At 40.4% G+C, this 14465-nt stretch carries 14 protein-coding genes; 9 read left to right on the top strand and 5 right to left on the bottom strand.

Features of this window, described 5'->3' with window-relative positions; all coding sequences use genetic code 11:
- The first annotated feature begins 25 nt into the window (after positions 1–25).
- The 3 genes from ESV85_RS00160 to ESV85_RS00150 all read left to right on the top strand — a co-directional run bounded on the left by ESV85_RS00160 (position 26) and on the right by ESV85_RS00150 (position 3325).
- A complete protein-coding gene (locus tag ESV85_RS00160; RefSeq protein ID WP_146914274.1) occupies positions 26–505 on the top strand; it encodes a DUF4199 domain-containing protein in 480 nt (159 codons plus the stop codon).
- An 86-nt stretch (positions 506–591) separates the two neighbouring features.
- On the top strand, positions 592–2289 hold the full coding sequence (locus ESV85_RS00155) for a 1-acyl-sn-glycerol-3-phosphate acyltransferase (RefSeq protein ID WP_146914273.1): 1698 nt from the start codon (positions 592–594) through the stop codon (positions 2287–2289).
- Positions 2267–3325: an NAD(P)H-dependent glycerol-3-phosphate dehydrogenase gene (locus ESV85_RS00150; protein ID WP_146914272.1), complete on the top strand. Its 1059-nt coding sequence runs from the start codon at positions 2267–2269 to the stop codon at positions 3323–3325. Before ESV85_RS00155 ends, ESV85_RS00150 begins: the two co-directional genes overlap by 23 nt.
- A 203-nt stretch (positions 3326–3528) precedes the next feature.
- Here the strand turns inward: ESV85_RS00150 and ESV85_RS00145 are convergent, their stop codons facing one another.
- Both ESV85_RS00145 and fbp read right to left on the bottom strand, forming a co-directional pair.
- Positions 3529–4695: a PQQ-dependent sugar dehydrogenase gene (locus tag ESV85_RS00145; RefSeq protein WP_146914271.1), complete on the bottom strand. Its 1167-nt coding sequence runs from the start codon at positions 4693–4695 to the stop codon at positions 3529–3531.
- A gap of 69 nt (positions 4696–4764) precedes the next feature.
- Positions 4765–5802 carry a class 1 fructose-bisphosphatase gene (gene fbp / locus ESV85_RS00140; protein ID WP_146914270.1) on the bottom strand — a complete coding sequence of 346 codons (1038 nt, stop codon included), beginning with the start codon at positions 5800–5802 and terminating at the stop codon, positions 4765–4767.
- A gap of 57 nt (positions 5803–5859) precedes the next feature.
- Between fbp and ESV85_RS00135 the strand changes: the two genes are divergently transcribed.
- The gene (locus ESV85_RS00135) at positions 5860–7143 is read left to right on the top strand and encodes an aspartate kinase (protein ID WP_146914269.1); all 1284 of its coding nucleotides are present in this window, start codon (positions 5860–5862) and stop codon (positions 7141–7143) included.
- On the opposite strand, the gene ESV85_RS00130 is transcribed toward ESV85_RS00135, so the two are convergent.
- From ESV85_RS00130 to ESV85_RS00120, 3 genes are all read right to left on the bottom strand, one after another.
- Complete coding sequence (locus ESV85_RS00130; protein ID WP_146914268.1) at positions 7140–7769, bottom strand: hypothetical protein; 630 nt, start codon at positions 7767–7769, stop codon at positions 7140–7142. The genes ESV85_RS00135 and ESV85_RS00130 overlap by 4 nt on opposite strands.
- 105 nt (positions 7770–7874) lie before the next feature.
- Positions 7875–9236: a Gfo/Idh/MocA family protein gene (locus ESV85_RS00125; RefSeq protein ID WP_146914267.1), complete on the bottom strand. Its 1362-nt coding sequence runs from the start codon at positions 9234–9236 to the stop codon at positions 7875–7877.
- A gap of 519 nt (positions 9237–9755) precedes the next feature.
- Positions 9756–10211: a hypothetical protein gene (locus tag ESV85_RS00120; RefSeq protein WP_146914266.1), complete on the bottom strand. Its 456-nt coding sequence runs from the start codon at positions 10209–10211 to the stop codon at positions 9756–9758.
- Positions 10212–10801: 590 nt separating this feature from the next.
- On the opposite strand from ESV85_RS00120, the gene ESV85_RS00115 reads away from it, so the two are divergent.
- The 5 genes from ESV85_RS00115 to ESV85_RS00095 are packed head-to-tail and all read left to right on the top strand — an operon-like array spanning position 10802 to position 14463.
- Positions 10802–11608, top strand: coding sequence for a MotA/TolQ/ExbB proton channel family protein (locus ESV85_RS00115; protein WP_146914265.1), 807 nt, complete (start codon positions 10802–10804; stop codon positions 11606–11608).
- A 52-nt stretch (positions 11609–11660) separates the two neighbouring features.
- The gene (locus ESV85_RS00110; protein WP_146914264.1) at positions 11661–11990 is read left to right on the top strand and encodes a hypothetical protein; all 330 of its coding nucleotides are present in this window, start codon (positions 11661–11663) and stop codon (positions 11988–11990) included.
- Between the two features lies 1 nt (position 11991).
- Entirely contained in the window at positions 11992–12627 is a 636-nt protein-coding gene (locus ESV85_RS00105; protein WP_146914263.1) for an ExbD/TolR family protein, read from the top strand.
- A 1-nt stretch (position 12628) separates the two neighbouring features.
- On the top strand, positions 12629–13090 hold the full coding sequence (locus ESV85_RS00100; protein ID WP_146914262.1) for an ExbD/TolR family protein: 462 nt from the start codon (positions 12629–12631) through the stop codon (positions 13088–13090).
- Positions 13091–13149: 59 nt separating this feature from the next.
- The gene (locus ESV85_RS00095) at positions 13150–14463 is read left to right on the top strand and encodes an MFS transporter (protein WP_146914261.1); all 1314 of its coding nucleotides are present in this window, start codon (positions 13150–13152) and stop codon (positions 14461–14463) included.
- The last annotated feature ends 2 nt before the right edge of the window (positions 14464–14465 follow it).

Here is a 14465-nt window from a genome sequence, read left to right as displayed (position 1 = left end):
TTTTGTATTCATGTCCCAAGAAACTATGAAAACTATTAAGATTGAAATCAAATGGGCATTGATCTTTGTATTTATGATGCTAGCTTGGATGGTTTTAGAAAAGTCCCTAGGCTGGCATGATGAGAAAATCGCAGATCATGCCACGATGACCAACTTGGTGGCCATTCCTTCCATTGCGATTTATATTTTTGCATTGCTTGACAAAAGAAAGAATTTCTATCACGGTGTGATGAGTTATAAGCAAGGATTTATCACGGGTTTAATTATCTCTGTTATTGTGGCTATTCTTAGCCCGCTTACACAATATATTACTACGGAATTTATTACTCCAGAGTACTTTCCTAATATCATAAAGTACGCAGTAAGTTCTGGGAATATGACTCAGGAAGCGGCAGAAGAATATTTCAATTTGAAAAGCTATATGCTCCAATCGATAATCGGTGCGCTTGTGATGGGGATATTTACGTCTGCAATCGTAGCTATTTTTGTGAAGTCAAAGTCATAAAGATGATCCATTCTTCACGTTGATCATTCACGGAAGAAGGGGCTTTTTCACTATCTTTGATTAGATTTTTAATAAAAACCAGCCACTTGGAGGAGAAATACATCAAACATAAGTACGAGCCGATACACCCGAGCAAAGACGAATGGCCAGTGGTGAAGCTGGCAAGAGAACGTAAGGAGTTTGTGAAAAAAGTGGCGGATCTATCTGAAGATCGGATTCTCAAACTCACAAGCAATAATCCTGACATTCTCAAAGAAGAGTTGGAAACGACGCTGTACCGTGAAAAACTCCGGATCAAGCAAAATCCCTGGGTAGTTGATCCAGATGACGATGGGTCTTTTTGGAGTGGGGTGAAATCTTCTTTGGTTCAGATAAGTACTGAAGCAGGAAGGAATAAAGTCAAAAAATTCCAGGAATATAAGTCCGTCTTGAATAGCATCACTGCTCGCTATGCCGAGGAGATTGCGAGTAATTTCAAGGCGACGCATTATAAATTCACGAGATCTGTAGTCACTTATGGTTTTTCGCGTTTGCTGAATGCGGCAAGAGTGAAAGGTTTTAAATCGATATTCAGTAATCAATACACACTTCAGGATAAGATCCAGATTACTGGCGAAACAGATCAGTTGCGTGATCTGGCGACTAAAGGTACGGTCGTGATGGTTCCAACTCACTTTAGTAATCTCGATAGCATTTTGATTGGTTGGGTGATTTCCGTTTTGGGATTGCCACCATTTATATACGGAGCTGGATTGAATCTCTTCAATATTTCCATTTTCGCTTACTTCATGAATTCACTTGGAGCTTACAAAGTGGATAGAAGAAAGAAAAACCTGATGTACTTGGAGACGCTGAAGACCTATTCCAAAGAAGCGATTCAGTTTGGCTGTCACTCGTTGTTTTTTCCTGGAGGAACAAGATCCAGAAGCGGAATGATCGAATCGAAGCTGAAACTTGGTTTGTTGAGTACCGCCATAGAGGCTCAGCGGGCTAATTTTGAGAATGGGCTAAATGATATTTCGGGTAAGATTTTCATCGTACCTGTGACAATCAATTATCATTTTGTGCTAGAAGCACCAAGTTTGATCCGTGATCATTTAAGCATCACTGGGCAAGAGAGGTACTACAAGGAGAATGATGAGTTCTCTAATTCATACAAGATCTCTAAGTTCTTAATCAAGTTCTTTACTAAAGGATCTGATATCTCAGTGTCTGTAGGTAAAGCAATGGATGTACTTGGGAATTATGTAGATGTGGATGGGAGAAGTTTGGACAAGCATGGCCGAGTGATTAATACTCGGGATTATTTTATCTCTGACGGGAAAGTATCTGTGGATAATCAGCGGGAGGAAGAATACACAAATATGCTTGGCAAGCGCATAGTGGAGGAATTCCATAAAATCAACCGGGTGTTTAATTCTCATTTGGTGGCTTTTGTGGCATTTGAAATGATCAAAAAGCAAAACAGAAAGCTAGATTTGTTTGACTTGCTAAGATTACCGGAAGAAGAGATTTCCATTCCTTACGAGGATTTTAAGGCAGGTTGTCAGCTTGTTTTGGATAAAATTAATGAGCTGAAGTCCCAAGGACTGATCAATACTGCTCCTCATCTTTCACTTGATATGGATGAAATTATCAAGAGGGGAATGGAGAACGTAGGTATGTATCATGCAAAGCGACCAATTATTCAAGATAATAATGGAGATATCGGTACGGACGACATGAGCCTACTTTATTTTTATCATAACAGATTAACAGGATATGGACTCGAAAAACTCTACTAAACCAAAGTATATCGGTGTAATCGGAGTGGGAAGCTTTGGCGCAGCAATAGCGAATATTTTGGCTGCCAAAAGCCTAGTCATGGTCTATGCACGAAAGCAGGAAGTGGTAGATGAGATAAATGCTTCGCATTCTGCACAAGGTAAAAAGCTAAGTGAAAATATAATAGCTTCTAATGATCCAGAGCAACTTTGCAAAAGCTGCGATGTGCTCTTTTTTATGGTTCCTTCATCTGGATTTCAGAATGTAGTGCGCACTTTTTCTCCTTTTCTATTTCCTTATCATTTGATTATTCATGGTACAAAAGGACTTTGCCTGAACCTCAAGGAAGGTGAAACGCTGGAAACAGTTAAGAAAATCAAGCGAAGTCAAATTTTGACCATGAGTGAGGTGATTCTTCAGGAAACTGTCGCTGTCCGAGTGGGATGCTTGGCTGGGCCTAACCTATCCAAAGAACTTGCACAAGGTCAGCCCGCCGCTACAGTAATCGCCAGTAAATACAATGAGGTAATCCTCGAAGGTCAAAGCTTATTGCGATCTGAGAAATTTCAGGTTTATGGGAACTCCGATATTATAGGTGTAGAGATCAGTGGGGTTTTGAAGAATATCATTGCCATTGCCTCCGGAGCCCTTGCGGGCTTAGGTTTGGGAGAAAATGCAAAAGGCCTTCTGATCAGCCGAGGAATGGTGGAGATGATTCACTTGGGTAATGCACTTGGAGGAAGCATCAAGTCTGTCATGGGATTGGCGGGAATAGGAGATTTGGTAGCGACTTGCAACTCGGTTCACTCCAGAAATTTCAGTGTTGGTTTTAGGCTAGCCAAAGGTGAGTCGCTTGATGCTATCCTCGCTGATATGGATGAAGTGGCCGAAGGAATCAATACGGTAAGAATCATCAAGGCTTTTTTGGAAACAGCTGATCTTCGGGCGCCGATTACAGAGAATCTTTATCGTGTGCTTTTTGAAGATTTGGAAATAGAAGAAGCTCTTCAGTTTTTGATGAAATATCCATTTAATGTGGATGTGGATTTCGTGTAGACTATTAACCGCAATGGACGCGGAGTTTAGCGCAGAGGGCACCGAGTTACCCAGCTTCTCCAGAAGCGGGATTTGGAGCATTGCTTTATGCCAGCTATTGAACTCTCAGGTTTTTGAGAAAAAAGTGTTAGGACTTAGTAGAATTAGAAAAGCCCCTTTTGATCTTCAAAAGGGGCTTCTTCATTTTGTTTTTATTAGTGTAATTATCTAATTGGAATCAATTTCACCATCAATCCAGTGCCTTGGGTAATCGCATAGATATAGCCATCTGGGCTTTGAGAAACCTGACGAACACGTCCGATGTCCTGAAGCATTACTTCTTGGGACAATACATTTGATCCATCCATATCCACATGATTGATGTGCATCTTAACCAATGCTCCGATAAGTATATCGCCTTTCCAAGCGGGATACCTATCTGAAGTAACCATCGTCATACCTGCAGTAGCAATAGAAGGAACATAATAAGTCAGCGGTTGCTCCATTCCTTCTTTTTCCTGTATGTCAGAAACTGGCGTATCGTCGTAGTCAATACCCCAAGTAATCACTGGCCATCCGTAATTTTTTCCTTTTTCTAACAAGTTTAACTCGTCACCGCCTTGAGGGCCATGCTCAGTTTCATACAGTTTATTGTTTTCCTTGTCGAAATACAGGCCTTGAGGATTTCTGTTGCCATAGGTCCAAATAGAAGCTACAGCTCCTTCTGTGTCTACAAATGGGTTATCAGTAGGGATTCTTCCATCGTCATGAATACGGTGTATTTTCCCGTGAGAGTTAGTCAAATCCTGCGCATTCGTAGGTGTGTCTGCACGCTCTCCGCTGGAATAGTAGAGATATCCGTCATTGTCAAATACAATTCGGCTACCATAGTGAGCATTGCTTTTCCAAGCTGGAAGAGATTGGATGAGTTCTTCCTGACTAACTGCATTATTACCTTCTAATTTGAACCTCATGATGGTCGTAGAAGAGGTACTGTCTGGCATTTGTTTTCCATAGGAAATATAAATCCAACCGTTTTCATCAAATTTCGGATGAGCTGAAATATCCAAAAGTCCAGATTGACCTTGGGTCCAAAATTCTGGAAGTCCTTGGATTTTTTCTCCAGTGAACTTGTCGTCTTTGAAGATAAGGATTTCTCCTTTTTTCTCAGTGACTAGCATTCTGCCATCGGAAAGCCAGGTCATTCCCCAAGGATTGTCAAATTCTGTGTAAAGAGTATCGACTTTGATCAACATCTTCTCAGTTTGAACAGCATATGTCTCATCGATAGGTTCAACGGCAACTTCTGTTTCTTTTGGTGAGCAGGAGATCCAAGTGGAAGCACCGGCTACGAACAGCGCAATAGGTAGGTAACGTTTGATATTTTTCATAGTTATGTTAAAATCTTGACACAAGATAAAACACATCTTTCGATTCTTAAATCTTTTTACACGAGCTACTTAAAGAAGAGGTGCTTTTATTAAAGTGGAAATCATGGATTCTGCTTCTTTTACCATCTCAGATGAGCCAATTAGAAGTGGAGTTCTTTGATGAAGGGTGGTGGGCTGAATTTCCAGTATTCTTTGGATTCCGTCTGTGGCCATGGCGCCAGCTTGCTCGGCGATAAGTGCCAAGGCATTCGCTTCATACAACAGTCGTAATTTCCCGGTAGGGTTCTTTTTCGTAGCTGGATAGAGATAAATACCCCCCTTGAGCAGGTTTCTGTGAAAGTCCGCGACTAGCGAACCGATGTACCTTGCAGAGTATCGCCTATCCTTGCACTGATCTATGTAAGCTAAAATGCCATCTTCCCATTCTCTTTGAGTCCCTTCATTTACAGAGTATATTTTTCCATTGGTTGGAGCTTGGATGTTGGGGTGAGAAAGGAAAAATTCACCTAGAGACTGCTCATATGTAAAGCCATTAACACCACAACCAGTGGTATAGACCAACATAGTAGAAGAACCATAAAGTACATAGCCAGCGGCCACCTGTTCGGTGCCTGCTTGCATTATGTCTTCCTTTTGGATTGGGCTGCCAGTTGGAGTCTTTCTTCGGTAAATCGAAAAAATCGTTCCTATACTGATGTTCACGTCAATATTTGAGCTGCCATCCAGTGGATCTATCGCCACTACATATTTTCCAGAGGTATTTTGCAAATCAATCACGGCATCCTCTTCTTCGGAAACTATGGCACAGACTTCGCCACCTTTACTTAAGGCACGCATAAATCTGATATTTGCTATGACGTCGAGTTTCTGTTGGTCTTCACCTTGTACATTGACTTGGCCAAAAGCCCCGCCAATATTCGATAGACCTGCCCGAGTAGTTTCGCGATTTACTATCTTGGCGGCAAGTGCGATATCGCGTAGAAGTTGGGAAAGTTCACCCGAAGCAAAAGGGAAGTCGCTTTGTTTGAGTTTGATGAATCGGTCTAGCGTAGTGCCGACAGAGTAGGCTAAACCGCTTTGGTCAGGCTGGTAAGGAAGAATTTTCATGTATTAGAATAGTTCAATTGGTAGTTGAATACTTTGGAAAAATAGGTAAATATTTTCATGACAAAAACTCAAATTTATAAATTTGGAGGAGCATCGGTAAAAGATGCGCCCGCAGTTCAAAACTTGGCTGATATTCTCCGTAATCGATTGCGGAATAATTTTGTGATTGTTGTTTCTGCTATGGGGAAAACTACAAATCACCTGGAAGACATCCTTTCACTCAAATTGGAGAATCTGGATTATTCTAAGAATAGTTCAATTTTAAAAGACTTTCACCTAGCTATTTGCAAAGAACTCTTCCCTGATGGCCATGTAATTTTTCCTAAAATCGAGAATTACTTCATCCTGCTCCATCATGAGCTTAACAAGCCTATTTCTAAGGAAAATTATGATGAGTATTATGACCGGATTATAGGTTTTGGAGAATTGCTTTCTTCCCGAATCGTCATGGAGTATTTGTGTTCTCAAAACTTGCTTATTCTATGGCAGGATGCTCGGGAGTTGATATGTACAGATAGTGATTTCCGATTTGCAAAAGTAGATTGGGAGAAAACGCGCAGAAATTGCCAGACTCAACTGAAGCCAAAATTGGAGCAATTCCCAGTCTTGACTCAGGGATTTATAGGAGCAGATCCTATGGGAAGACCGACTACATTGGGGAGAGAGGGTTCAGATTTTACGGCGGCAATTCTGGCAGCAAGTTTGGACGCTGGATCTGTGACAATTTGGAAAGACGTACCAGGAGTACTCAATGCAGATCCGAAGTTTTTTTCAGATACTAAACTTTTTGCTGAGCTGGATTATCAGCAAGCTGCTCAAATGACTTATTACGGAGCGTCAGTTATCCATCCTAAGACGATCAAGCCTCTGGCAAATGCTGGAATTCCGCTATTTGTGAAGTCTTTTCTTGATCCTAATTCAGCCGGGACAAAAATTCATAGCTCAGCTGTGCAGATTACCATTCCAACAGTCGTTTTGAAACAAAATCAGATTCTGGTCAGCTTTAAGGTAACTGATTTCAAATTTATCGAAGAGGATCAAATCCACGAAGTCTATGAGCAGTTGAAAGCATTGAAGTTACGGGTCAACATGCTTCAAGTGGCTGCAATCAGCATTTCTATCGTGATCGATGCACAGCTTTTTAAATTGGAGAAGTTGCTCCAGAACCTAAAAGGTAGTTTTGAGATACGTTATAATGAAGGTTTGGAACTGCTGACAATTTTGCATGCTGATCCTGATCAAACCCAAGTTTATCTAGATGGGTATGATATACTACTGAATCAAAGTACTCGAAATACGTATCAGGCAGTGCGAAGAAAAATTACAGAAAAGCCTTTTTAGTGAATTTTGACGTTAGTGATTTTAATGCTCTCAGTCAATTCAGGATTATGGGAATTGATATAAAGTCCAGCGAGAACTTTACCTGCTAATGCCGGCATTTCATGCTTTCCGATTTCTTCCATTTCTCCACCCTCTTTAGCTGCTCTGAAGATGATTGTGTTGCCTTTTCGCTCGAGTTCAAGGGTTTTGTAATGGGAGTTCACTGCAAATATTTCATCCTCGGGATCGCGCATCATCGCATCTTGTGCTACTCGCCATTGTAGGACAGTAAGTCCATCGCCATGTAATACAGCTGAGCAATGAATGGCCCCGTCATCTGTTGAAGAGCGAATCATCCAGCCTGTTTTGCGGTGTGGATCCACACCTTCACCTACCCATTCGAAGTCAGCAGAAAGCGTAAAGTCACCTTCCATGGTATTGAAAAGATATGAAAATTCATCTCGTTCAAACCAGATATTGTAGCCAGACCCTGTGAGAGTATAAGTTTCTGATTTTGGATCAAAAGTAGCCGATCCCTTCAATTTGGGATTACCGATGTCTTCGAAGTTCTCAAAAATCCCTATAGGTTTGATTTGAGGAGTTAGGATTAACCAAAAGATTAACCACATGGAGTAAATAGGATTCATAGGTTTTGGGGTTTAATATAGGTAGGATAATGAATTTATAAGTCTGTAAATAATTGCTGAGAACTTGGAGATCTTTAAAATAAAATTTGACTCTTATTTTAAGGTCTACACCGTATTAGGTTCAGGATGCAGATACCCTTCTCGGTAAGGTCTTCTCAAAAGCGCAGTGGCTTCCTCATCTCCAATTACGGTCATGGTTTTTGGGTCATAGCGAAGCGGTCTGCCATTTAGTGCCATGGACATGTTAGCCAGAATACAAGAAGCAGTAGAAATATGACCTTGAAGAACATCTGCAACTGGGAGCGTTTCGTTTTCAATTGATTTTAACCAATCCTTCATTTGCTCTCTTGTGGCGGGAGCTGCATGGATTTCTATGTCTTTTTCGGTGACGTCCTCCGGGAATTGCTCCTTCTCCAGTAACACATCGTAATGAATTGGGTCGCCTTTTCCGTCAGGATAAAAATCGGCTCTCATAGGACTTCCTGCCAACATTCCATTTTCACCATAAATCTTAAATGCCCATGGATAATCCTTGTCCACAGGATTGCCCCAGGTGCGATGCTGCCAGACCACATTCATTTCATGAAATTCAAAAAGTGCAGTTTGAGTGTCTGAGATATTGGCGATAGAGTCTTTGTCCACGTAAATCCCACCTGTGGAGGTCACTTGCACAGGCCAGCCTAGATCCAGCATCCAGCGTACAGCATCAAACATATGCACACACATGTCGCCCACTATGCCATTGCCATATTCCATAAATGCCCTCCAGCCACGGTGTAAAATACCACGATAAGGGAGCATAGGAGCAGGGCCTGCCCATAGATCATAATTCAAATTTTCCGGAACCGGGATGACATCCGGATGGCTTCTATTACGCATATGATAATAGCAGCAAACCTCCGCATGTGAGATTTTACCAAGTATTCCTGAGTCGATGATTTCCTTTTTTGCTTGGACTAGGTGGGGAGTACTTCGGCGCTGAGTACCAATCTGAACTTTACGGTCATATTTTCTAGCTGCTGCCAAAATCGCTTCTCCTTCGATCACATCTACCGATATAGGCTTTTGCAAATACACATGAGCTCCGCTTTTCAGTGCATCAATTGCAATCAGCGCATGCCAATGATCTGGCGTTCCCACCAATACATACTCTGGTTTTTCGGTTGCCAGAAGTTCTTTATAATTCTCATAGAGTGCCGGTACTTTTCCGGATTTCTGTCTTGTCGCGACGAGCTTGCCAGCTTCTGCCAATTGCTTGCTGTCTACATCACAAAGTCCCACGACTTCCACATCCGCCACTTGTATCAATCGGAAAAGATCCGATTTGCCGTACCAGCCTGTTCCGATAAGCGCCACTTGTAGCGGTCCTTCACGCTCTTTAAAGTTCATGCCTAGCAAGCCAAAACTTGCTAGTGACATAAGAGCTGTACTTCCTTTTAAAAATTCTCTTCTGTTTAGTGGATTCATAGGTTAAGGGTTTGAGGGTTATAATTTACAAAAACCAACGGCTTTGGCAAGAGCATTTTAGCTGTATGGCTTTATATCAGAACGATGGGGTTTCAGATGCTTTGCTCCGAAAAATGCATTTAAGTCTAAGGTGTTTTCCACATAAAATTTTGATACTATCATGCTGGTCAATCGGGCGTGTGCCCTGATTGCCTTAGAGAATAGAAACTTTGATAAAAATGCTTTAGTAAGCCTACAGCTATCCTTGACATAAGTTGCGACAACGATTGCTGTGGATTGTTTTAAAAATAGACAGGTATAATGTGGCCCAAGCCGAGCAAACGATAGTGTAGAAGAATAGAAGGTGTTATGAAAGCCCTAGACATTACTATATATAGCGTCTTCAATTCACATTTTGAGTGTAGGAGAGAAAGTAATAAAGGAACCTTAGATAAAAGTGCTTTTCAGATACCCTGATGGAACTACATCCTATTAATCACGTGGTTTCCTACAGTACATGGTTTTGGCTGCAAAGCATCTTTAATTAGAGGACCAATCCAGTTGTTTGCCTTGTTTTGCCGCTTCAGCGTCTTTTGATGTTTCTACTGCAATACCAATTGCCAGCCCGATTGGCAATCCTATGCCTATAAATGCCATATTCCCAAGCACGGCACCAAAGACTACTCCCATTGGAATACCAAAAGCTGCCATGCCCAAAGCAAGCCATTGCAGTTGAAAATGATTTTTGGAGATTAACCCGACTTCCTTTTCAAGGAGTTTTAAAATAGATGCTTGTGAGGCTGTAATTTGCTTGACAAGCTGGGGTGCAGGTCCCGGAAAATTGTTTATACCTGCCACAATTTCATTGATGTGGGCTTCGGTGTATTGTGGAATGTTTTTTTGCCCTATTGCATCCAATAGTGAGTTCAGCGATTGTACAGCTTTTGCAAGTTTTGGATTAGATGAGTGTCTTAAAGATAAAGAAGAGATGGGCATGCGATAAAGGTATACTAAGATAGCATTAACTGGAAATCGCTTTTTTGGAGTTTTTAGCTAAGGAAGGAAGCATGATGAAAAATAGTAAAAGCCAAGTGAAACAAATTTCATATAAATGTGAGAGGTGATTTTCTAATTAGAATGGGTCATTACGGAATATTAACAAAATTATTTTCGGCTATTACTTAGAAAAGAAACAGGTGCTAGTATATGGTTTTTCTATTGTTTATGTAGCACCACAAAGGATTTGAAGGGATTTTGCTCCATTTCTATAAAATGTAAAAACCAATTAATCAGGACATTCCGATTAATTAGAAAAAAGCTAGCCCCTCAGTAACATTTTAATTTTTCTTTCTGCGAAAAAATAAGAACCTTACGATCGAGTTTTGGAGGAAAGTGTCTTTTTCAAAGGAAAAGGAAAAATTTCCGTTCGTGTAAAAGCTTGCTTATTCCTGAGATATAAGCCTGATTTTTCACAAAATTCTAAAAGAGTCGATTGTTTTTTGAATTTAAAAAATGATAACTTTAAAACTCGATTCTAGAGTAGAAACCATTTAACCTTTATCAAAAGTCTATTTAAAATCCACATTATGAGAAAGTTAATCGCTTTGTTCATGCTTGCAGGCATCCTATTCGCACCTGTTTTTGCTAACGCACAAGAGGCAGAAGAGACCGCAGCACAAGAAGAAACAACCACAGTAGCAGTTGAGCCTGCTTCATCTCCCACAATTGTAGATGACGAGATCGTCGCAGAGGAGCAAAGTTTCCACCAAGTTGTAAAGGAGAAATTCATCGAAGGTGATCCTCTTTACATGACTCCAGTATTGATCTGTTTGATCTTGGGTCTTGCTGTTGCATTGGAAAGAATCATCACCCTGAATCTATCTACAACCAACACGAAGAAATTGTTGATCAAAGTAGAAGATGCTCTTGAGTCAGGTGGAGTTGAAGCAGCTAAGGACCTTACTAAGAACACCAAAGGCCCAGTAGCTTCGATCTTTACACAAGGCTTGATGAGATACTCAGAAGGAATCGAAATGGTAGAGAAATCTATTATTGCTTACGGTTCGGTAGAAATGGGTAGATTAGAAAAAGGTCTTATTTGGATCTCTTTGTTTATCTCTCTTGCACCAATGTTAGGTTTCATGGGTACAGTAATTGGTATGATCGGTGCATTCGACTCTATCGAAGCTGCAGGTGATATCTCTCCTTCTCTCGTAGCAGGTGGTATCAAAATCGCCCTTTTGACTACAGTTGCTGGTTTGATCGTTGCGATTATCCTACAATTGTTCTACAACTACTTGGTGTCTAAAATCGATTCTTTGGTTAATGATATGGAAGATGCTTCTATCTCATTGGTTGATATCTTGGTTAAGCACAAGTTGACTGGCAAGTAAGCCGTCAGTTTGTCTATCTTAAATATTTATTAACCTCAAAGAAGCTAACATTATGGATACTTATGATATCTTATTATACGGAAGTTACCTACTTGTAATACTCGGAGCTGCAGTGGCGGTGTTATTGCCATTGATCAAATCTTTGGACGACCCTAAAAGCTTGCTTAAAACTGCTGCAGGGATTGTCGGTATTGTTGTATTATTCTTCATTGCCTACTCTATTTCGAGCAACGAAGTACTTCCTAAATTTGAAGCATCTCCTTTCAATTTGACTCCAGGTGGGTCGCAATTGGTTGGCGGTATGCTTATCACCACTTACATTCTTTCAATACTTGCTTTAGGTAGCATTTTGTTGACAGAAGTGACTAAAGCGATAAAGTAATATGGCTAGAAAGAAAAAAAGAATGAATACGGAGGTAAATGCAGGCTCTATGGCAGATATTGCTTTCCTGCTATTGATCTTCTATCTCGTCACTACTACGATCGCATCGGATAAAGGTATTTTGAACGTCCTTCCTCCGAAGTTAGACCCAAACAATCCTCCGCCGAAGATTGATTTGAATGAAAGAAACATCTTCGTTATCCGAATAAACTCGAATGATCAATATTTGATCGAAGGGGATTACAGAGATGACACAGAAGGACTTGATGAAGAATTGAAAGCATTCATCTTGAACTTTGGGTCACCTGATGAAGAAGGAGTTGCTTTGTATAACTCGCTACCAGCTTCTTTGAAAGCGCTAGCGGCTAGGCTCCCAGACTCATCTGATGATCCAGGGGAAGCGGTTATATCAATTAAGACTGACCGTGGTACGAGCTATGAGAAGTACCTTGAAGTATTTGACTTAGCGAAGAAGGCATATTTTGATATATATGCTGAAAGAGTTAATCTCAGTACAGATGAGTACAGGGCTTTGACAGGTAAAAATGATGCGGAAGAAAGCCTAATAGACCGTGGAAAAGAAGGGATACCGATGGCGATATCCATTGCAGAACCTGAAAAAATAGGAGGGAATTGATATGGGAAAGTTCGGAAAAAAAGAGAAACCGGAAGTAGGTATAAACACATCTGCGTTACCTGATATTATCTTTATGTTGCTCTTTTTCTTCATGGTTAGTACTGTGTTGAGAGAGCAGGAGATTCTAGTGGAGCAAAAGATCCCTGCAGCAACGCAGCTTCAGAAGCTTCAGAAGAAAACGCTTATTTCTTATATTTTCATTGGAAAGCCTAAGAATACATCACTTTATGGTATTGAACCTAGAGTACAGGCAAATGACGTTCTCTTGAATACTCCTGAGATAGTGCAATGGGTAAACCAAGAGCGTGATATGCTTCCTGAATCAGATAGAGGCGGTATTACTATTTCTATGAAAGTAGATAGAGATGTGAAAATGGGACCTATTTCAGATGTTCAGAACGAACTTAGAGAAGCCGATGCAAGAAGAATACTTTATGCATCTATCGGTAAAGTTAAAAAGTAATTATACTTTATTTTAATACAAAAGCTATCCTGTAAATCGGGATAGCTTTTTTTTGTACTATGCTAGCAACTCTTAAAAACACTAAGAAGGTCCAGAATTCTTGGGCGATGTACGACTGGGCAAATTCAGTCTATAGTCTTGTAATTACCTCTACTATTTTCCCTGTCTATTTCTCCAGTGTTACTAAGGGACATAATGCTAATGATACTGTTGATTTTTTTGGTTTTGAAATCATCAATACTGTTTTGTACTCCTATTCCATCTCTTTTTCATTTTTGATTATAGCTTTGATCTCTCCTATACTTTCAGGTATAGCAGATGCAAGTGGAAAGAAACTTCAATTCATGAAGTTCTTTGCTTACCTAGGCTCCCTATCATGTATTGCCTTATTCTTTTTTGATGGGAATAACTTGGAGTGGGGTATATGCTTCAGTGTTCTGGCAAGTGTAGGCTATGCAGGCAGTATTGTGTTTTATAATGCATACTTACCTGAGATCACGACTCCTGATAAATATGATATATTAAGCGCTAAGGGTTTCGCGCTAGGGTACATCGGTAGTGTAATTCTGCTAGTGGTTAACTTGCTGATGATTCAGTTTCCAACTTGGTTTATGTTATCAGATGATGGAATGGCTGCACGATTCTCTTTTTTGATTACTGGACTATGGTGGGCTGGATTTTCCCAGATTCCTTTCAGAGTTCTACCTCACAATCCTTTTGGTAAAGATATTAAGAAGGAGTTTTTGCTTAAAGGTTATCATGAAATCAAAAAAGTGTGGATTGAGGTTAAGCATATTAAAGTTATGTATCGCTTCTTGGCGTCGTTCTTCTTTTACTCGATGGGAGTGCAGACGGTAATGTATTTAGCGGCCACATTCGGAGACAAGGAACTAGGATTACCTGGTGATCAATTGATCATGACCATATTGATTATTCAGATTGTAGCGATTGCTGGAAGCTATTTCTTTGCATTTATCTCAAAGAAGTACGGGAATAAGCAAAGTTTAGTGATCATGGTACTGATTTGGGTTGGGATCTGTGCTGGTGCCTATTATGTATACACGGTATATGAATTTTTTGCTTTGGCATTCGTAGTTGGATTGGTGATGGGGGGGATTCAATCCTTGTCTAGATCTACTTTTTCCAAATTGATTCCTAGAAATACCACAGATCATGCTTCTTATTTTAGCTTCTATGATGTGACAGAAAAGTTGGCTATTGTCCTTGGAACATTTTCCTATGGGTTTATTGAGCAAATCACAGGAAGTATGAGAAATAGCGCTCTTTCGCTAGGTATATTTTTTCTTGTTGGGCTAGGTTTCCTACTTTTAGTATCTATCCCTAAAAAGGGGTTGGATACTGAAAGAGCATAACC

The sequence above is a fragment of the Algoriphagus aquimarinus genome, assembly GCF_007997215.1.
Classification (GTDB): Bacteria; Bacteroidota; Bacteroidia; order Cytophagales; family Cyclobacteriaceae; genus Algoriphagus; species Algoriphagus aquimarinus_A.
This window is presented reverse-complemented; position numbering and strand designations above follow the sequence as displayed.

Coding starts and splice junctions, on each gene's coding strand:
- ESV85_RS00160 (WP_146914274.1), top strand. CDS start 26: ATGAAAACTATTAAGATTGAAATCAAATGGGCATTGATCTTTGTATTT.
- ESV85_RS00150 (WP_146914272.1), top strand. CDS start 2,267: ATGGACTCGAAAAACTCTACTAAACCAAAGTATATCGGTGTAATCGGA.
- ESV85_RS00145 (WP_146914271.1), bottom strand. CDS start 4,695: ATGAAAAATATCAAACGTTACCTACCTATTGCGCTGTTCGTAGCCGGT.
- fbp (WP_146914270.1), bottom strand. CDS start 5,802: ATGAAAATTCTTCCTTACCAGCCTGACCAAAGCGGTTTAGCCTACTCT.
- ESV85_RS00135 (WP_146914269.1), top strand. CDS start 5,860: ATGACAAAAACTCAAATTTATAAATTTGGAGGAGCATCGGTAAAAGAT.
- ESV85_RS00130 (WP_146914268.1), bottom strand. CDS start 7,769: ATGAATCCTATTTACTCCATGTGGTTAATCTTTTGGTTAATCCTAACT.
- ESV85_RS00125 (WP_146914267.1), bottom strand. CDS start 9,236: ATGAATCCACTAAACAGAAGAGAATTTTTAAAAGGAAGTACAGCTCTT.
- ESV85_RS00120 (WP_146914266.1), bottom strand. CDS start 10,211: ATGCCCATCTCTTCTTTATCTTTAAGACACTCATCTAATCCAAAACTT.
- ESV85_RS00115 (WP_146914265.1), top strand. CDS start 10,802: ATGAGAAAGTTAATCGCTTTGTTCATGCTTGCAGGCATCCTATTCGCA.
- ESV85_RS00110 (WP_146914264.1), top strand. CDS start 11,661: ATGGATACTTATGATATCTTATTATACGGAAGTTACCTACTTGTAATA.
- ESV85_RS00105 (WP_146914263.1), top strand. CDS start 11,992: ATGGCTAGAAAGAAAAAAAGAATGAATACGGAGGTAAATGCAGGCTCT.
- ESV85_RS00100 (WP_146914262.1), top strand. CDS start 12,629: ATGGGAAAGTTCGGAAAAAAAGAGAAACCGGAAGTAGGTATAAACACA.
- ESV85_RS00095 (WP_146914261.1), top strand. CDS start 13,150: ATGCTAGCAACTCTTAAAAACACTAAGAAGGTCCAGAATTCTTGGGCG.